The 18,505-nt window shown below is 65.4% G+C and carries 15 protein-coding genes and 1 pseudogene; 8 read left to right on the top strand and 8 right to left on the bottom strand.

Annotated elements, in window-relative coordinates:
* Positions 1-69 precede the first annotated feature (69 nt).
* The 3 genes and pseudogenes from ACNJX8_RS27995 to ACNJX8_RS28005 all read right to left on the bottom strand — a co-directional run bounded on the left by ACNJX8_RS27995 (position 70) and on the right by ACNJX8_RS28005 (position 3,059).
* Positions 70-1,782 carry a S8 family serine peptidase gene (locus ACNJX8_RS27995; protein ID WP_439357460.1) on the bottom strand — a complete coding sequence of 571 codons (1,713 nt, stop codon included), beginning with the start codon at positions 1,780-1,782 and terminating at the stop codon, positions 70-72.
* Positions 1,783-1,798: 16 nt separating this feature from the next.
* A complete protein-coding gene (locus ACNJX8_RS28000; protein ID WP_439357461.1) occupies positions 1,799-2,494 on the bottom strand; it encodes a hypothetical protein in 696 nt (231 codons plus the stop codon).
* Positions 2,491-3,059 (bottom strand): annotated as a pseudogene (locus tag ACNJX8_RS28005) (sigma-70 family RNA polymerase sigma factor). Before ACNJX8_RS28005 ends, ACNJX8_RS28000 begins: the two are co-directional and overlap by 4 nt.
* A gap of 435 nt (positions 3,060-3,494) precedes the next feature.
* Here ACNJX8_RS28005 and ACNJX8_RS28010 point away from each other — a divergent pair.
* The gene (locus ACNJX8_RS28010; protein WP_439357462.1) at positions 3,495-4,652 is read left to right on the top strand and encodes a GGDEF domain-containing protein; all 1,158 of its coding nucleotides are present in this window, start codon (positions 3,495-3,497) and stop codon (positions 4,650-4,652) included.
* Between the two features lie 61 nt (positions 4,653-4,713).
* Positions 4,714-5,817, top strand: a complete 1,104-nt coding sequence (locus tag ACNJX8_RS28015) for a DUF2336 domain-containing protein (protein ID WP_128939041.1) — start codon at positions 4,714-4,716, stop codon at positions 5,815-5,817.
* 10 nt (positions 5,818-5,827) lie between these two features.
* On the opposite strand, the gene ACNJX8_RS28020 is transcribed toward ACNJX8_RS28015, so the two are convergent.
* Positions 5,828-6,466: an NrsF family protein gene (locus ACNJX8_RS28020; RefSeq protein WP_091890811.1), complete on the bottom strand. Its 639-nt coding sequence runs from the start codon at positions 6,464-6,466 to the stop codon at positions 5,828-5,830.
* A gap of 2 nt (positions 6,467-6,468) precedes the next feature.
* The gene (locus ACNJX8_RS28025) at positions 6,469-7,014 is read right to left on the bottom strand and encodes a sigma-70 family RNA polymerase sigma factor (protein WP_439357463.1); all 546 of its coding nucleotides are present in this window, start codon (positions 7,012-7,014) and stop codon (positions 6,469-6,471) included.
* Between the two features lie 291 nt (positions 7,015-7,305).
* Between ACNJX8_RS28025 and ACNJX8_RS28030 the strand changes: the two genes are divergently transcribed.
* The 5 genes from ACNJX8_RS28030 to ACNJX8_RS28050 all read left to right on the top strand — a co-directional run bounded on the left by ACNJX8_RS28030 (position 7,306) and on the right by ACNJX8_RS28050 (position 12,105).
* Complete coding sequence (locus ACNJX8_RS28030; RefSeq protein ID WP_439357464.1) at positions 7,306-7,974, top strand: hypothetical protein; 669 nt, start codon at positions 7,306-7,308, stop codon at positions 7,972-7,974.
* Positions 7,975-8,082: 108 nt separating this feature from the next.
* The gene (locus ACNJX8_RS28035; protein ID WP_128934981.1) at positions 8,083-8,862 is read left to right on the top strand and encodes an enoyl-CoA hydratase; all 780 of its coding nucleotides are present in this window, start codon (positions 8,083-8,085) and stop codon (positions 8,860-8,862) included.
* A 197-nt stretch (positions 8,863-9,059) separates the two neighbouring features.
* Positions 9,060-10,490 (top strand): TolC family outer membrane protein, encoded by a 1,431-nt coding sequence (locus tag ACNJX8_RS28040; protein ID WP_128934982.1) that lies wholly within the window; start codon positions 9,060-9,062, stop codon positions 10,488-10,490.
* 41 nt (positions 10,491-10,531) lie between these two features.
* The gene (locus tag ACNJX8_RS28045) at positions 10,532-11,095 is read left to right on the top strand and encodes a hypothetical protein (RefSeq protein ID WP_439357465.1); all 564 of its coding nucleotides are present in this window, start codon (positions 10,532-10,534) and stop codon (positions 11,093-11,095) included.
* Positions 11,096-11,142: 47 nt separating this feature from the next.
* Positions 11,143-12,105, top strand: coding sequence for an amidohydrolase family protein (locus ACNJX8_RS28050; protein WP_439357466.1), 963 nt, complete (start codon positions 11,143-11,145; stop codon positions 12,103-12,105).
* 3 nt (positions 12,106-12,108) lie between these two features.
* Here the strand turns inward: ACNJX8_RS28050 and ACNJX8_RS28055 are convergent, their stop codons facing one another.
* The 3 genes from ACNJX8_RS28055 to ACNJX8_RS28065 all read right to left on the bottom strand — a co-directional run bounded on the left by ACNJX8_RS28055 (position 12,109) and on the right by ACNJX8_RS28065 (position 18,056).
* Positions 12,109-15,225 carry an efflux RND transporter permease subunit gene (locus tag ACNJX8_RS28055; RefSeq protein ID WP_439357467.1) on the bottom strand — a complete coding sequence of 1,039 codons (3,117 nt, stop codon included), beginning with the start codon at positions 15,223-15,225 and terminating at the stop codon, positions 12,109-12,111.
* A gap of 28 nt (positions 15,226-15,253) precedes the next feature.
* On the bottom strand, positions 15,254-16,498 hold the full coding sequence (locus tag ACNJX8_RS28060; RefSeq protein WP_439357468.1) for an efflux RND transporter periplasmic adaptor subunit: 1,245 nt from the start codon (positions 16,496-16,498) through the stop codon (positions 15,254-15,256).
* A 145-nt stretch (positions 16,499-16,643) separates the two neighbouring features.
* Positions 16,644-18,056 carry a CoA transferase gene (locus tag ACNJX8_RS28065; RefSeq protein ID WP_439357469.1) on the bottom strand — a complete coding sequence of 471 codons (1,413 nt, stop codon included), beginning with the start codon at positions 18,054-18,056 and terminating at the stop codon, positions 16,644-16,646.
* Between the two features lie 57 nt (positions 18,057-18,113).
* Here ACNJX8_RS28065 and ACNJX8_RS28070 point away from each other — a divergent pair, with 57 nt between their 5' ends.
* On the top strand, positions 18,114-18,401 hold the full coding sequence (locus ACNJX8_RS28070; RefSeq protein ID WP_091890782.1) for a hypothetical protein: 288 nt from the start codon (positions 18,114-18,116) through the stop codon (positions 18,399-18,401).
* Positions 18,402-18,505 lie beyond the last annotated feature (104 nt).

Genomic DNA, 18,505 nt, shown 5'->3' on the forward strand with positions numbered 1-18,505 from the left:
GCTGGCTGAACGTTCAACGCGGGGTTTGCTTTTTTGACCTTCGCCGCGTGCGCATCTTTGTCGCAGCGGCTATCGCGTCGCCGGCCTATCCGCCTGAGAAATCGCGGATTTCTCGTCTGCGCTCGACAGCGAGGGTTGCTCGATCGCGCGGCTGCCCGGCTCGTCGCGACGCTTGCCGGCGTCTTCACGTTTTGTTGTACCGGATGCCGCCGCAACCGGCGTCGCGCTGTCGGGGGGAACGGCCATGACCGCGGCAAATGCATCGGCCTCGCCGTCGCCGAAGAGATCATCACGCCCGGGTGAACCAAGGTCGCGCGCGGTCTTCGCCAGCGTCATGCGCAGCGCTTCGGGCTTCAAGGCGTGGTTGCGCTCGAGCAGCAGCGCCGCGACGCCGGAAACATAGGCGGCCGAGAACGAAGTGCCCGACGTCATCTGATATTTGCCGTCGGGCGCCGGCAGGAAGATGTCGACGCCGGGGGCTGCGACCGCGATGTAGTTGCCACGGTTGGAGGCGGTGAACAGCCGGTCCTGCTGATCGGTGGCGCTGACCGCGATCACGTTGGGATTGGCGGCGGGATAGAGCGGCGGCGATTTCGCGCCGGCATTGCCGGCGGCCGCAATCAGCACCAGCCCGCGCGCAGCGGTCGCTGCGATGGCCCGCTCGATCACCGCGTCCTTCGGACCGGCAAAGCTCATGTTGACGATCTGCGCGCCGTGCTCGGCGGCATGGTTCAGCGAGCGCAGGATGATGTAGGACGAGCTCTCGGCGCCGCCGGCGGTGCCGCCGAAGGCGCGGATCGCGATGATGCGCGCCTCGGGCGCACTGCCCATCAACCGCGCATGCGCCACGATGGCGCCGGCGATGCCGGTGCCGTGAACGTGCGCCCCCTCGGCGCTGCCGAGCGCATCGAAATTGTCGGCGATGGAATTGGCGAGTTCGGGATGACTGGCGTCGATGCCGGAGTCGATCACGGCAATCGTGACGTTGACGCCGTGCGCCAGCGTATGGGCCTGCGGCAGACGGAGCTTTGTCAGTGCATATTGCGCAGGATCGCCCTCGTTCGACCCCGACGATGTCTGGTCCTGGAGCACATAGCGGAAGTTCGGCTGAAGCGAGCGCACACTGCCGTCGGCCGCGAATTCGCGCCGCACCGTCTCGTACGGCCGGCCGTCGGTGATGCGGAACAGGCCGAAAGTGGCGCCGATCAGCGGGAAATTCTCGGAGGCGACGCGCGTCAGGCCGTGGCGACGCGCAAGCTCGTCGGCCTCGGCCGGCGACAGCGCGCTGTCGATCTCGGCGACGAATTCGTTGGCGAAGCTGCGCAGGTTCACCGCGGCCGGCGTGCTGTTGCCACGCCCCTTGCCGGCGCTCTTCTTGCCTGATTTTCCACCGCCCTCGCCGCCCGCGTTCGGCTGCGCCAGGCATTCGCCGCCGGCATCGCGATAGGGTGCGGTGCAGGCCGGATAGAGGTTCGGCGAATAGCGCGCATAGGGCAGCACCGGCGTCGTCCGCATGCGCAACGGTGTGGTGCGGGGGATGGCCGCGATCGTCCGCGGGCCGCGGCCGACGCTGACCGCACGTGCGGCAACACCGGGGCTGACACGCGGGGCAATGCTCGAAGAGATGGTCGGCGTGCGCGAGGGAACGCTGATCGTGGGCGTACGCATGATCGCCTGCGCCTGCGCAAGCTCGGCGCCGAGACAGGCTGTGAGCAGCAGCACGGCTCCAACCGACGAAACGTAGGCCCCGGCGCGTACCCAGCTCTCGGACTTGCGCGTCATCGGTTCAGTGGCACGTTCAGGGCGTCGCGACGGCCAGATTGACGAACTTCTCGCGCTGCATCTTGCCGAGCAGCGAGGCGAGCTCGTCCTGGCTCATCGCCTTGTTGAATTGGAGGCGGAACATGCCGCCCTTGGCTCCGTCGATGATCGACGCCTGATAGCTGTCGAGCAACGCGGTGATGTCGGCGATGCGCGCCTCGGGGGTGAAGCGCACCAGCGCGCGCGCCGGCGCGGCCGTGCTACCAAGTTCGCGTGTGATCGGCGCACTGGTCGAGAGTGAAGCCGTCTGGAAGGTCGCAGGCTGGTTCTTCATCAGCACGGCGCCGATAATTCCGGCTTGCAGTACGAGCGCGACGGCGCCGAGGCTCGCCGACCAGACCAGCGTCCGCGGCGACAGGCTCGCGAAGAAGGTCGCGATGCGCGCCGACAGCGGCAGCGAACCGGTCGCCCGCGCCGGCTCGGCGTCGATCGCGGCGAACAGCTTCTGCATCGCGCGCGCCGACGGAGCCCCCAGGCTCTCGTTCAGATGAATGGTCTCTTCGTACTCGCCGCGGATCGCGGCATATTGCTTCGCAAGCTCCGGATCGCGCGCCAGCGCTTCCTCGACGCGGCGGGCATCGCGCGCGTTCAGCGTGCCGGCGGCGTGCCAGGGCAGCAGCAGTTCAATTTCACTGGGCTCTTGCTCCAGCATCTTCTTGCTCAAAGCCATCATGGCCAGCCTCGCTCAACGCCGGCTGCCTTCAGCAGTTCGGCCAGTTTCTTGCGCGCATAGAACAAGCGCGTCTTCACAGTGTTCTCCGGTATCCCGACGATTTCGGCCACTTCTTCCACGGATTTCTCGTGGTAGTAGACGAGATCGACGATTTCCCGGTGTTCCGGCGAAAGGCCCGTCAGACACTCCCGCAACGCCTCACTGGTATCCTTCTTCTGCACCACCGTTTCCGGATCGTCGGACGTATCCTCGATCGCGTTGGCGGCCTCTTCGTCCAACTCGAAATCCTTCCTGCGCCGAAGCGCAGACAGGGCCTTGAATCGGGTGATTGCCAGCAGCCAGGTGGAAACGGCGGATCGGCCCTCGAATTTGCCGGCTTGACGCCAGACGTCGAGAAACACCTCGCTGATGAGGTCTTCCGCCGCCTGCTCGTCCGCACGAGCCTGAGCCCGAACCTGTAAACCCTGACATGGTGCCGCCCGTACAACACCTGCATGGCGAGCCGGTCGCCTTGAGCGATCCTGGCGATCAGGACCTCGTCCGAAGCCGCCTGTGTCACGCTCAAAGGCCGTCTCGCAAAGTTGGTCGGGTCGGTGCGGCGGAGGGTTCGACCAAAGGGGCGAAATTCTTCAAGCTACCGCACGCATACGGGAGCTTATGTGATCCACCCCACATACGCGCATTTTTCTTGTTCCACCGGCGGCGACCCGCCTCGATCCAGATCGGTAACATAATACTGAAATATTTCCCTGCGGAAGGACTGTCCGGCACAGGCAGCCCGGTCAACCTGGATCCATAGCAGCCCTGCACGGTGTATGTCTCACGAACCCCTGCTTTGGCTCGACCGCATCGCAAACCGATGCTTAACCGCCGGCAAATTTCGCTGCCGGCCGACATTCCCCTGTTCCGCGCTGCACGGTTCGGATTCGATTTCGAAGGATACCAAACCTAAAGGCTTGCCACGTAGATTTTTGAGCTGACATCCACCATTGGCAGGACAATGAACACGGCCGCGCCGTCCTTTCCGCAGAGGAGTGCCGCTGAAGTCGCGGATCTCGTCCTCGCGCCCGCGGCGGCGGCTCCGGAAGTCCCGGCGCGCCGGGCCCGCCAGCGCCGCCAGATGTATATCGGCCAGGTCGCGAGCTACTCGCTCGGCGCCTCCGTCCTGCTGCTGTACGCCTATGACGGTGCGATCTCCATGGGTGTGCCGTCGCTGTTCTGGCTCGGCGGGCTCCTGATCATCGGTACGTTCACCGTGCTGTCGGAAGCCGGCTTCGGCGATCGGTTCGAAGATCATTACCTCACCGTCTTCCAGATCTCGGCGCATATGGCGCTGCAACTGGTATTCCTGCTCGCAGTGCCGACGGTCGGGGTCGCGTTCGTCGCCGTGCTGTTTCTGATCTTCGCGTTCGGTACGCTGCGGATGACATCGAGCCAGGCGATGCTCACCTGGGGTCTTGCCACCTGCGGGCTCGCCTTTGTCTTCCTGGGTTCGGATCTGCCGATTGGCCTGCCGGTTACGACCCGGTTGCAGCGGACCGCCTCCATGCTGTGCTTCGTGCTGGTGATCGGCCAGTGCGCTTTCCTCGGCCTGTTCGGCGCCACGCTGCGCAAGATCCTGTACCGGCGCAGCATCGAGCTGAAGGCCGCCTATCAGCGCATCGAGGAACTGGCCGAGCTCGACGAGCTCACCGGCTCCTACAATCGCCGCTGCATCATGCGGCTTCTCGACGCCGCGATCGAAAAGTCGCGGCAGGCGTCAACGCCTTGCGCAATCGCGCTGATCGATCTCGACTGGTTCAAGCGCGTCAACGACGCCCACGGCCATCCCATCGGCGACGAGGTGCTGCGCACCTTCGCGATCACCATTTTCGCCAACATCCGCCAAGCCGACTGCTTCGGCCGCTACGGCGGCGAGGAATTTCTGCTGCTGCTGCCCGGAACCGATGGCGAAGCGGCATCGCGCATGCTCGAGCGCTTGCGCCAAATCATCGCCGATCTCGACTGGAGCGCATTTTCCCCCGGCCTGCGCGTGACCATTTCCGCGGGCGTCGTGACGCTGCGCGACAACGATACTGCCGACACGTTTCTAGCACGCGCCGACCACGCGCTCTATTCCGCCAAGGCGCAAGGGCGCAACCGCATTGCAACGGGCTGACCAATTCATTTTTCCGGCGCGTGAGAAGACGCCGCCGGGCCAAACGCTCCAGGACAGGGCAATGAGATCGAAATCGGCAACACCATCCGAGAACCTGCTCGAGGAATTGCAGGCCGCGCTCTCGCACGGCACCGTGGCTCGCCGGGTCGAGACGCTGCGCCGCGTCACCGATCTCTTCGTGGGCAACGCGGTGGATTATTCCGACGACCACGTCCGGGTGTTCGACGACGTGTTCCAGTGCCTGATCGAGCAGATCGAGATTTCGGCTAAGGCACTGCTCGCCGAACGCCTCGCACCGATCGCCTCCGCGCCGCCGAAGATCATCCGCACGCTCGCGCTCGACGAGGTGATCGAGGTCTCCAGCCCGGTACTGTCGAAATCGGAACGGCTGGACGAGGCGACCCTGATCGAGATCGCGCGCACCAGGGGCCAGGCGCATCTCAAGGCGATCTCGCTGCGGCGAGTGCTGTCGGAGGCATTGACCGATTTGCTGGTGACGCGCGGCAACGAGGACGTGGTGCAGTCGACCGTCAGCAATCCGGGCGCGCGCCTCTCCGAGGGAAGTCTCACCGACCTCGTCACCCGCGCCGAACGCGACGACGACCTCGCCACCTGCATCGGCCTGCGGCCCGACCTGCCGCGTCATCATTATTTGAAGCTGGTCGCGAAGGCCTCCTTGAGTGTGCGCAGGAAGTTAGAGGCCGCACACCCCGAACTTGCGGACGAAGTATCGAGCGTGGTCCAGGAAGCGGCCCAGCGGGTCCGTGCCGCCGCCACGACGAGGCAGACCGAGATGGCGCGTGCGCTGGTGAAGTCGCTGCACGCGGACGGTCGCCTCAACGAATTCCAGGTCAGCACCTTCGCCGAGCAAGGCAAGTTCGACGAGACCAATGCGGGGCTGGCGGCGCTCGCAGGCGTCGCGGTCGAGACCGCCGAGACCATGATGATCGACAGCCGGACCGAGGGCGTGATGATCCTCGCCAAGGTCGCGGGGATGTCGTGGTCGAGCGTGCGCGCGATCATCGCCATGCGCGAGAAGCTCTCCGGCGGCTCGCAGACCGACATGCTGGCGCTGCGAGACACCTACGAAGCCCTGCGCTCTTCGACCGCGCAGCAGGTGCTGCGCTTCCACCGCATGCAGCGGGGCACGACGCCGGCGGCGTGAAGCTGGCTCCTTAATATCGCAGGACTTTGGAGCCCACCGCCGCGCCGATCGCGGTCACGACCGCGGTCGCGATCGTGTACCAGGTCGCGACGAACAGCGGGGAATCGTCGGTGCAGTGCGAGGCGTAGAGCGTCGCGGCCAATCCCGCCGCGACCAGGCCGGCGAGCGCGCCGGCGAGCGCGGGGCGCGAGGGCGCGCCGTGGCGCAGGCCGAACAGCGCCCCCGCAAGCAGCGGCAGCGACATCGCGGGGATCGCAAGCAGGCACACCCTGGAGTTCTTGCCCATCAAGCGCATGGTCATCGGCATGGCCGGCGCCATCATCGCCTCACTGCCGATCGCCACGGCAAGCAGTCCGACGGGAAGCAGCAAGAGCCAGCCCCAGCCGCGCAGCAGGGCTTCGGGACGCGACAGATGCAGGCTGACGATGATCGCGGGGATCGCGAGCGACAGCGTCACCGCGAACTTCATGTCGAAAAACGGGTTGCGCATCGCGCTCATCACGTCCGGGCGCACGCCGAGGAACGTCGCGAAGATCAGGATCGACAGCGGCGCGGCCACCAGCAGCGCCATGGTCAGCACGGCGCCGACGCGCGGCGCGCGATGGACGTTGTCGGCCGCGAGCGAGCGAATGAGTTGATCGGTATCCATGCCTAGTGGTCCCGCAGTTTGGCAGTCAGCGCAGCAAGTCCGCGATGCAGCGCGACCCGCACCGCACCTTCGCTCATCGCAAACTTTGCCGCCGTATCCTTGATCGAGGCGGCCTCGACCGCGATCGACTGCAACACGTCGCGCTGGCGCTGCGGCAGAGTGCTCAGCTGTGCGGCGACCTCGCCCGCCGAAGCCGTTTCCTGCGATGCCTCGCCCGGCAGCGTCTCGACGAAATCATCGATGTTGACGAAGACGCGCCTGCCGCGCCGCCGCAGCGTATCGATCAGCTTGTTGCGGGCGATCGCGAACAGCCAGGGCGCGAAGGGAGCTTCGCTGTCCCAGGTGTGTCGCTTCAGATGCACCGCCAACAAGATCTCCTGCACGATATCCTCGGCCTGGTCGGGAGACTGGCCGGCCCGCGCCAGCCCACGCCTCGCAGCAGCGCGCAGCACCGGCGTGACCGCCTTCAACAGGCGATGATACGCCGCATCGTCGCCAGCCATGGCCGACCGCATCAGGCCGGTCCATTCGTCCTCACGTCCGCGCACGCGCGCCCCTCACCATGCAATTCGGCCGCTCTTTCAATTTGTTACCCCTGCACCCGAGCTATCACGAATTCGTGATCGCCGCCGAGCCTCCGCATCCGGTGCGGCCGTAAGAGCCCGCGACGGCTCATAACACCGATCAGTCCGGCCCGCATCCGGCGGCCGGCCGCGAGGGGCGGTTTGCCCCGCTTTTGCCCGGTGTAGCCAGAAGATTCCCATTTTCTGCCCCGCTGTGGTCACGCCCCAGGGTCTCTGTTCGTTCCTGGGACGGGCGGAATTGGGGAGATCGTCAACATGATCAAAGCCATCGGGCGCGCGGCCCTGATCGTTCTGGCCGGACTTTTCTTGCTGTTTGGGGGCATTGCACAGGCGGCGCCGAGCTCAGCCGCAAGCAGCAACTCCGACAGCGCAGGCAAGCAAGCCGACGCGGCCAAGCCGAGCAAGCACCGGCGCCATGAGTCTCGCCGCACCAGCAGCAGCAAGACGGCGCAGAAATCCGACGACAAGGCCGACAAGAACGATGCTGCGGCAAATACCGCCGAGGCCAAGGCCGACAACGGCGTGCCGGCCTCGAGCCAGATGCCGCCGGAAGTCGCCAACGCCAATGCGCAGGTCGCCGCCGATACGCCGACCGCGGCTGCGGCCTCCGCGATGACGGGCCGCGCCAACGACAACGTCCAGGCGGCGGCCGATGATACCGCCAATAACACCGCGCCGAACGCCGACACCCAAGTGGTGGCCCCCGATCAGCTCAACGACATCGACCGCGCCCTGCAACAGGACAGCCCACCGGCGCAGAAGGCTGTGATCGCCGCAACCGAAGCACAGCCGCGCCCCTCACCGGTGATGGCAAGCGCCCAGCAGAGCTCGGCCTGGGACCAGAGCTCCCTGATCGGCAAGATCTTCATCGGCGTCGGCACGCTGCTGACGCTGGCCTCCGCCGCGCGCATGTTCATGGCCTGACCGTCAGTTCCGCCAGGACGCGCGACCCGCGCGTCCTGCGTCCGGCCCTCTTGAAGCCCACCACGCCAGCGGGCACATTGCCCGCCCAATCAAAAGCGTGGGTGGAACATGAGCACGTTCGAACATATCATCGTCGAGAGCAAAGGCGCGGTCGGCATCATCAAGCTGAACCGGCCGAAAATGCTCAACGCGCTCTCCTTCGGCGTCTTCCGCGAGATTGCGGCCGCCGTCGATGATCTCGAGGCCGATGAGGCCATCGGCTGCATCGTCGTGACCGGCAGCGAGAAAGCCTTTGCCGCCGGCGCCGACATCAAGGAGATGCAGCCGAAAGGCTTCATCGACATGTTCTCCGAGGATTTTGCCGCGATCGGCGGCGACCGCGTCGCACGCTGCCGCAAGCCGACCATCGCCGCGGTCGCGGGTTACGCCCTCGGCGGCGGCTGCGAGCTCGCCATGATGTGCGACGTCATCATCGCAGCCGACACCGCAAAGTTCGGCCAGCCCGAGATCACGCTCGGCACCATTCCGGGCATCGGCGGCACCCAGCGCCTGACCCGCGCGATCGGCAAGTCGAAGGCGATGGACCTCTGCCTCACCGGCCGCATGATGGATGCGGCGGAGGCCGAGCGCAGCGGCCTCGTCAGCCGCATCGTGCCCGCCGACAAGCTCATGGACGAGGTGATGGCGGCAGCCGAGAAGATCGCCGCGATGTCGCGCCCTGCCGCTGCGATGGCCAAGGAAGCGGTGAACCGCGCGTTCGAGACCACGCTCGCCGAAGGCATGAGCGTCGAGCGCAACCTATTCCACTCGACCTTCGCGCTAGAAGACCGCTCCGAGGGCATGGCGGCGTTCATCGAGAAGCGCAAGCCGGTGAACAAGAACCGGTAAAGCCAAACCCCGGCAAGGCTTGCAAGGCTGGTGTAAGACTCTCTCGCTCCCCTAAGGACCCCTGTGACGTAGCTGCAACAAGCACGCATTTCATGGGGGTTTTCCCCGCGGCAGTTTGCCTGCGGGACCTGCGCTGGTTAAACAGTTAAGAGGGCCGCCGTCGGCGGGGGCGGACAGCCAGGGTTTTGCGGGATTACATGATTGGGCGTGCCGCCAGAGCTGGTCGCGTGATGACGCGGCATCGATCGGGCGTGGCTCCTGTGCTTACGACATGGACCACGCTGGCGCTCTGTTGCGCCCTGCCCTCGGCCGCATCGGCGGAAGCCCTGCCCGAGGCGCTGGCCAAGGCCTACCAGACCAACCCCCAGCTCAATGCCGAGCGCGCGCGGCAGCGCGCCACCGACGAGAACGTGCCGCAGGCGCTTGCCGGCTATCGGCCGCAGATCGTGGCCAGCCTCAGCGCCGGCCTGCAATCGGTGCGCAATTTGCTGCCCGACAACACCATCCAGACCGCCAATCTGAAACCCTGGATCATCGGCGTCACCGTGACGCAGACCCTGTTCAACGGCTTCCGCACCGCCAACAGCGTGCGGGCCGCCGAACTCCAGGTGCAGTCGGGCCGCGAGGCGCTGCGCAACGTCGGCCAGGGTGTGCTGCTCGATGCGGTCACCGCCTACACCAACGTGCTCGCCAACCAGTCGCTGGTCGAAGCGCAGCGCTCCAACGTCGCCTTCCTGCGCGAAACACTCGCCGTCACCCAGCGCCGGCTCAACGCCGGCGATGTCACGCCGACCGATACCGCCCAGGCCGAGGCGCGCCTCAACCGCGGTCTTGCCGATCTCAACGCCGCCGAAGTCGCGCTCGCCGTCAGCCAGGCAACCTATGCGCAGGTGATCGGCAATGCGCCGTCGCAGCTTCGGCCCGCCGAGGTCGTCGACCGCTATCTGCCGAAGAGTCGCGAGGACGCGATGACGATGGCGATCCGCCAGCATCCGGCGGTGATGGCCGCAAGCTTCGACGTCGACGTCGCCTCCACCAACATCCGCATCGCCGAAGGCACGCTGCTGCCGAGCGCCAGCATCCAGGGCAGCGCCAGCAAGAGCCGGAACAACGACCCGACGCTCGGCACCTTCGCCGAGGACCAGGCCTCGATCGTCGCCAACGTCACAGCCCCGATTTACGACGGCGGCCAGGCCGCGGCGCAGACCCGGCAGGCCAAGGAGATCACGGCGCAGAGCCGGCTCGTGCTCGACCAGGTGCGCAACCAGACGCGCACGGCCGCGGTCAGCGCCTGGGTTGCCAATGAAGGCGCCAAGATCACGGTTTCGGCCTCGGAGTCCGAGGTGAAGGCGGCGACCGTCGCGCTCCAGGGCGTGCAACGCGAGGCCGCCGGCGGACAACGCACGACGGTCGACGTGCTGAACTCGCAGGCCGACCTGATCCAGGCCAAGGCCCGCCTGATCGGCGCATTGCGCGATCGCGTCATCGCCTCCTACACGTTGCTCAGCGCCGTCGGCCATCTCGACGTCAAGACGCTCAATCTGAACACGCCGGACTATCTGCCCGAGGTGCACTACCAGCAGGTCCGCGACGCCTGGCACGGCCTGCGCACGCCGTCGGGGCAGTAGTTTGTCGGGGCAGTAGTTTCAAGTCTCCTGGCGGGGTACCGATGAAAAGCCGCCGCATCCATCTGATGGGAGCTTCGGGATCCGGCGTGACGACGCTTGGTCGCGCGCTCGCCGATCGGCTTGCGCTGCCGCATCACGACAGCGATGACTATTTCTGGCTGCCGACCGTGCCGCCCTACCAGACGACGCGCCTCACCTCCGAACGTCTACGCTTGATGCGCGAGATGTTTCTGCCGCGTATAGACTGGGTGCTGAGCGGATCTGTCACCGGCTGGGGCGACGAGTTCGTTCCATTCTTTGATCTCGTCGTCTTCGTGACCGCGCCGCGCGAAATGCGCCTGAAGCGATTGCGCGCTCGCGAGGCCGCCCATTTCGGCACCGACGCCGTCGCGCCCGGCGGCTGGCGTCATGATGAGACCGAAGACTTCATCGAATGGGCTTCCCATTATGAAGCCGGTGATCGCGAAGGCCGCAATCTTGCAAAGCATGAAATGTGGCTCGCGGGCTTGTCTTGCCCGGTCGTACGCGTTGACGGCTCACGCCCGCTTGCCGAGCTTGTCGAGCAGGTATGCAGCGAAGCGGAGCGGGTTGCCGGGCTGATGTGATATTCTTATGGAGCTTGCCTCTAAAAAAATAAACAGGGAGAGAAACCGTGCTCAACCGACGCAGTGTCCTGCTTGCCTCCCTTGCCGCCGGAGTAGCCATGACCAGCAAAGCCCACGCCCGTGCGGCGCAGCCCGCGACGCTGATCAATTTCGACGTCCCGGCGCATGCCTGCGATTGTCACACCCACATCCATGGCGACGTCGAAAAGTTTCCGTTCTTCGCGGGACGCGTCTACACGCCGGAGCCGGCGAGTCCCGAAGAAATGGCCGCGCTGCACAAGGCGCTGCATATCGAGCGCGTGGTGATCGTGACGCCGAGCGTCTACGGCACCGACAATTCCTCCACTTTGTTCGGCATGAAGGCGCGCGGCGCGACCGCGCGCGGGGTGGCCGTGATCGACGATAAGACACCGGAGAGCGCGCTCGACACGATGCATCAGGACGGCTTCCGCGGCATCCGCCTCAATCTGGCGACCGGCGGCGTGAACGATCCCAATGTCGGCCGACCGCGCTTCACTGCCGCAGTCGAGCGCATGAAGGCGCGCGGCTGGCACGTGCAACTCTACACCACGCTTGCCATGATCTCGGCGATCAAGGACCTCGTCGAGACGGCGCCGGTGCCCGTCGTGTTCGACCATTTTGGCGGCCTTGAAGCCTCGCAGGGCCTGGAGCAGCCGGGCTTCTCCGATCTCGTCGCGCTGGTGAAATCCGGCAAGGCCTATGTCAAGATTTCGGGCGCCTACCGGTCATCAAAGCTCGCTCCCGACTATCAGGACATGGTGCCGTTCGCGAAGGCGCTGATCGCGGCGAACCCGGACCGCATCGTCTGGGGCACGGACTGGCCGCATCCGGATTCCAGCCGCGTCGAGGGACGCAAGCCCACCGACATCGCGCCGCTCTATCAGATCGACGACGGCCGGCTGCTCAATCAGCTGCCGGTGTGGGCGCCGGATGCGGATGTGCGCAAGAAGATCCTGGTCGACAATCCGGCGCGGCTCTACGGGTTCTGACGGTCAGCGCGCGCGGCGGGAGAAGAAGGAGATCAGGACCGGTAAGGTCACGAGGATCACCACGGGCGCCAGCATCATGCCGGTCACGACCACGACCGCGAGCGGCTTCTGCACCTGCGAGCCGATACCTTCCGACAGCGCCGCCGGCAGCAGGCCGACGCCCGCGACGACGCAGGTCATCAGCACTGGACGAAGCTGCAATTCACCGGTCCGCACCACCGCGCTCATGCGGTCCATGCCTTCCTCGATGAGCTGGTTGAACTGCGACAGGATGATGATGCCGTCCATCACGGCAATGCCGAACAGCGCGATGAATCCGATCGCCGCGGAGACGCTGAATGCCGTGCCGGAAATCAAGAGGCCCAGCACTCCGCCGAAGATCGCCATCGGGATCACGCTCATCGCGAGCAGCGTGTCGGTCATCGAGCCGAAATTGAACCAGAGCAGGATGCCGATCAGCGCCAGCGAGATCGGCACCACGATCGACAGCCGCCGGATCGCGTCCTGGAGATTGCCGAACTCGCCGACCCATTCCATGTGCGAGCCGGGCGGCAGCTGCACCTGCTCGGCGATCTTCTGCTGCGCCTCGCGGATGGCGCTGCCGAGATCGCGCTCGCGCACCGAGAACTTGATCGGCAGATAGCGCTCCTGCTGCTCGCGATAGATGTAGGCGGCGCCGGAGACGAGGCTGATATTGGCGACCTCGCTCAGGGGGATCTGCGTGACGGTGCCGTTCGGCCCCGGCGCGCCGATCCGCAAATTCTGGATCGCCTCCGCGCTTCTGCGGTATTCCGGCGCGAGGCGGACGATGATCGGGAAATGGCGGTCGCTGCCCGGCTCATAGAGATCGCCCGCAGTGTCGCCGCCGATCGCGACCTTGATCGTGGCGTTGATGTCGCCGGGGGCGAGGCCATAGCGCGCGGCCTTGGCACGGTCGATGTCGATCTGGATGGTCGGCTGGCCGAGCGAAGTGAACACCGCGAGGTCGGTGACGCCCTGTACGGTGGCCAGCACCGATTTGATCTTGTTGGCGGTGTCGGTCAGCGCTTGGAGGTCGCTGCCGAACAGCTTGATCGAGTTCTCGCCCTTCACGCCGGAGACGGCCTCGGAGACGTTGTCCTGGAGATATTGCGAGAAGTTGAACTCGACACCGGGGAAGCGGTCGTCGAGCTGCTTGAGCAGCTCGGCGGTCAGCTCCTCCTTGTCGCGCGTGCCGGGCCATTGGCTCGCAGGCTTGAGCGGCGCGAAGAACTCGGCGTTGAAGAAGCCGGCCGCGTCGGTGCCGTCGTCGGGACGGCCGTGCTGCGACACCACGGACTCGACCTCCGGCCGGGCGCGGATGACCTTGCGCATCTCGTTGACGTAGGTGTTGCCTTCCTGGAGCGAGATGGTCGGCGGCAGCGTGGCGCGGATCCAGAGATTACCCTCTTCCAGCTTTGGCAGAAATTCGAGACCGAGCAGCCGGCCGAGCGCCACCGTCATCAGCACGAGGCCGACGGCGCCGCCGAGCACGATGTTTCGGTTGGCGACCGCCCAATGCAGCAGCGGCGAATACAACCGATGCAGGATCAGCATCACCTTCGTCTCGGTCTCCTCGACATGGGCGGGCAGGATGATCGCGGATAGCGCCGGGGTGACGGTGAAGGTCGCAAGCAGCCCGCCGGCCAGCGCATAGGCGTAGGTGCGCGCCATCGGCCCGAAGATGTTGCCCTCGACGCCCGATAGCGTGAACAGCGGCAGGAAGGCCGCGATGATGATTGCCGCTGCAAAGAAGATTGAGCGCGAAACGTCCGCCGCGGCGCTGAGGATGGCATGGCTCTTCATGCCGAACAGCGTCTCATTCGACATCTGCTCGGTTTCCGACATCGGCGTCGTCTGGGTCAGGCGGCGGAAGATCGCCTCCACCATGATGACGGTGGCATCGACGATCAAGCCAAAATCGATGGCGCCGACCGACAGCAGGTTCGCCGATTCTCCGCGGAGCACCAGGATGATAACGGCGAAGAACAGCGCGAACGGAATGGTGGCGCCGACGATCAGCGCGCTGCGCAAATCACCGAGGAAGATCCACTGCAACAGCACGATGAGCATAATGCCGACCACCATGTTGTGCAGCACGGTGTGGGTGGTGAGCTCAATCAGGTCCCCGCGGTCGTAGATGCGCTCGATGCGCACGCCGGGCGGCAGGATGCTGGAGCTGTTGATGGTTTGAACGAGTTGGTGGACGCGCTTGATGGTCGGCGAGCTCTGCTCGCCGCGCCGCATCAGGACGATGCCCTGCACGATGTCGTCGGACTCGTCGAGGCCGGCAATGCCGAGACGGGGCTTCTGACCGACGGTGACGGTGGCGACGTCCTTGACCAGCACCGGATTGCCGCCGGACTGCGCCACCATGGTGTTGGCGAGGTCGTCGATCGACCGGATCAGGCCGACGCCGCGCACCACGGCCGATTGCTGGCCGATATTGACGGTGTTGCCGCCGACATTGACGTTGGAATTGCCGACCGCCTGGAGCAATTGCGGCAGCGTCAGGCCGTTGGCGACCAGCTTGTTGAAATCGACCTGGAGCTCGTAGGTCTTGCTCCTGCCGCCCCAGCCGGTGACGTCGATCACGCCGGGTACGGCGCGGAAGCGGCGCTGCAGGATCCAGTCCTGGATGGTCTTGAGGTCGAGCACGCTGTAGTTCGGCGGTCCGACGAGACGATACCTGAAGATTTCACCAATCGGGCTCAGCGGCGAGATCTGCGGCTGCACGTTGCCGGGCAGCGGCGCGAGCTGCGCCAGGCGGTTCAGCACTTGCTGCAGCGCCTCGTCATAGGTGTAGGCGAAGGAGAACTGGAGTTTGATGTCGGAAAGGCCGTAGAGCGAGATGGTGCGGATGGTCGTGAGGTTCTTCAGGCCGGCGACCTGGGTCTCGATCGGGATGGTGATGTAGCGCTCGATCTCCTCGGCCGACAGGCCCGGACTCTGGGTCACGATGTCGACCATCGGCGGGGTCGGATCGGGATAGGCTTCAATGTTGAGCTGGTTGAACGCGATCAGGCCGCCGATCAGGACGGCGACGAACATGCCGACCATTAGGAAGCGCCGGTTGACGGCAAGAGCAACGAGACGATCCATCAGGTCTTCAGTTTTCTTGGGTCGTCGATCAGCTGCCGGACGCCGCGCGGTCGATGAACAGGCTGCCCTTGGTGACGATCTGCTCGCCGGGTTTCAGATTGCCGGTGACCTCGACGAGGTTGCCGTTGATGAGGCCGATCTTGATCTGGCGCAGCTCGACCGATTTGTCTTCGCGCGCGACCCAGATGCGGACCTTGTCGGCTTCATAGATCAAAGCCTGCTTCGGCACCGCCGGCGCAGCACGGTCGCCGGCCGAGTAGATCGTGACGTTGGCGAACATCTCCGGCTTGAGCAGGCCGTCCTTGTTGTCGATGGTAGCGCGGACCAGGAGGCGGCGTGTGCTGGGATCGATCGCGGCGGCGACGTAGTTGATCCTGGCGGTCAGCGGCCGACCCGGTAGCGCCATCACGTTGACGGTGATGTCCTGACCGATGCACACCGCGGCCGCATCGCTCTCGCGCACGAACGCGGTGAGCCAGACCGTGGAGAGGTCGCCAATCACGAAGACCGGATCGCTGGCACCGGAACTGACGTACTGGCCGGGGCCGATCTTGCGCTGCACGACGGTGCCTGCGATCGGCGAATAGATCGTGATTTCCGGATTGATCGCGCCCTTCTCCTGGAACGCCTTGATGGTCTCGTCGGTGAAACCGAGGATGCGCAGCTTGTTGCGCGCGGCTTCCAGCGCCGTCATCGAGGAGCGCATGTCGTTCTGCGCCTGGACCTGGGTCGCTTCCGCCTGCTGATAGTCCTTCAGCGGAATGGCATGCCCCTCATAGAGATCCTTGGCGCGCTTGAATTGGATGTCGGAGAGCTCGAGCGCCGACCTCGCCTTGTTCTGCGACGTCATCGCCGCAACGAAATCGTTCTGGGCCTGCACGGTGTCGGCGGCTTCGATCGTGAACAGCGGTTGGCCTTGCTTCAGGGTCTCGCCCGGCTTGGCGAGCAGCTTGGTGACCCGGCCCGCATAGGGCGAGAACACCGGCGTCGAGCGGTCCTCGTCGACCGCGACCTTGCCCTCGGTGACATACTCGGCCCGGAAGCTCTTGGCCTTGACCGGCTCGATCGTCAGCGTTGCCCATTCGGACGGCGTCGGCGTGAAGGTCTGCGCATTCCTGCGCGATTGGCTGGAGATGTCGGAGTGCTTCTTTTCCTTGGGCCCCGCCTGGAGGAAGCCGTAGGCCCCGGCACCGACGAGAGCTAGTAAAACTACGGAGGTGATCACCCGTGGTTTTGTAAGCACCTGCAATCGCTTGGTATTTTCAACTACCATTGAGCCCGGTCGTGTCTGCGACGATCTCGGCAAATGACTGCCTCATCGGTCGCGCTAATAGTGCTGAATTCAGATTTCAGACAACCTAAAAAACGCTGGGCGCCTCTCGGTTGGCGTTAAAAATTTGCGACGTGTCAGCTTCATGTCAGCTTCGCGCCGGCCACTGTGCCGGATGACTGCCGAGCGGCATCGCCGGACGGCTCCATTGTGCCGGCGTTGTCGATAGCACCGCCGAATGACGCACCGCCTTCAACGTGCCGAAGCCAGATGGCATGCTTTCGATGAACGCTGCATGTACAGCGTCCCCCGTAAGATCCGGGGTGTTCAGTCCGCCGTCAAGGCGGCCGAGATTCCATAGCCAGCGTCCGGTCTGCGCCAGCGATACGCGCACGTGCCAGCTGCCGCCTTCGCGGGCCTGGCGCGCCTTGGCCACCATGGCGCCGAACGCCATCAGATAACCGGTGGCGTGGTCGAGCATCTGCGCCGGCAATTCCTTGGGACCGTCGATGCCGGCAGCCAGCCCTTCCGCTTGGTTGAAGCCGATCGTGGTCTGCACCAGTGAATCGAAGCCGCGCCGCTCCGCCCAGGGGCCGGCATGGCCATAGGCCGACAGCGTGACATAGACGATGCCGGGACTAATTTGCGCCGCGTCCTCCGGTGCGAAACCGAGAGCGGCGAGCGCGCGCGGACGATAGCCTTGCGAGAAGACGTCGGCGTCTTTCAACAGCGCGTGCAATTGCGCCCTGCCCGCTTCGCTCTTCAGTTCGATGAAGGTGGTGAGCTTGCCGCGGCCGGTGTCGATGGTGAGCCAGGGGATGGCGGGTAATTCAGGCCCCGAGACGAGCAGCACGTCCGCGCCGTGCGCAGCGAGCGTGCGGCCCGCGACAGGGCCTGCGATGACGCGGGAGAGATCGAGCACGCGGAGGCCCGCGAGCGGACGATCGCTGTTCGACAATCCTTGGGGCCACGGTTTCGCCGGGGCCTCGCCGATCTTCTCGATCGAGACCAGCGGCAGTTCGGCGAGCGCACGCGCCTGCGGCAGCGCCGACCATTCGTCGTAGCTGCGCATCAGGGCGACGACGCCGCCCGCAGCGTAAGCCGCAGTTTCGAAATCCTCGCCTTTCCATCGCATCAGCGCCGCCTGCACCTTCTCGCGCTCGGGCACGCAGCCGAGCACGTTGCAGACAGCGTCGCGGTGATGCGGGAAATTGGTGTGGCAGCGGACGAAGCGGCCATCGCCGGTCCTGTAGACGCCGGCGATGGCGTCCCAGGCCGGGGGCGGCGGCTTGTCGTCGACGCGCAAATAGCGCTCGGATCGGCATTCGACGACCGCGTGACGCATGTCGACGGAGACGTCCTGCGCCTCGCCGCTGCGCAGTCGCCAGATTTCGGTGGCGGCGAGGCCGGCGGCAGCGATCGTCGTCTGGCCGGCGACGGCGACGCGAAACGAGGATGGGATCTGCGGCTCCTCGCCCGTCAGCTGCACGCGGCCGAGCGCAGCCGGATCGCCGCCTGCGGAGGTCCAGATATCCCTGAGAACGTCGGCGGAGCTTTGCATAGCCGCTTCTCTCCCTTTAGTTTTCGCGACCATCCCACGTTCAGAGAAAGGATTGCAATGGCCGCCATCGATCCCCTCACCGCGGGCGCCGTGTTCGTCGCAACGGCGGCCACCGACGCGGTCTATGTGATGTTCACCTCGGCCGTGGTCGCTCGCAAGCGCGTACCGGCCGCGACCTGGAGCGCGATCTGGTACCTGCTCTCCTCCTACGCTGTGATCAGCTACACCGAGAACGCCTTCTATGTCGCCTTCGCCGCGATCGGCTCCTGGGCCGGTGCCTACGTCTCGCTGACCTTCCTGCATCGCCCACCCGGCGGCCCGCCGGTGGGCGCGGCGCCGGAGTGAGGATCGTCATTGCGAGCGGAGCGAAGCAATCCAGAATCTTTCCGCGGCAGCAGTCTGGATTGCTTCGTCGCAAAAGCTCCTCGCAATGACGATGTGGAGGCTTC

The sequence above is a fragment of the Bradyrhizobium sp. SPXBL-04 genome, from assembly GCF_051853035.1.
Classification (GTDB): Bacteria; Pseudomonadota; Alphaproteobacteria; order Rhizobiales; family Xanthobacteraceae; genus Bradyrhizobium; species Bradyrhizobium zhanjiangense.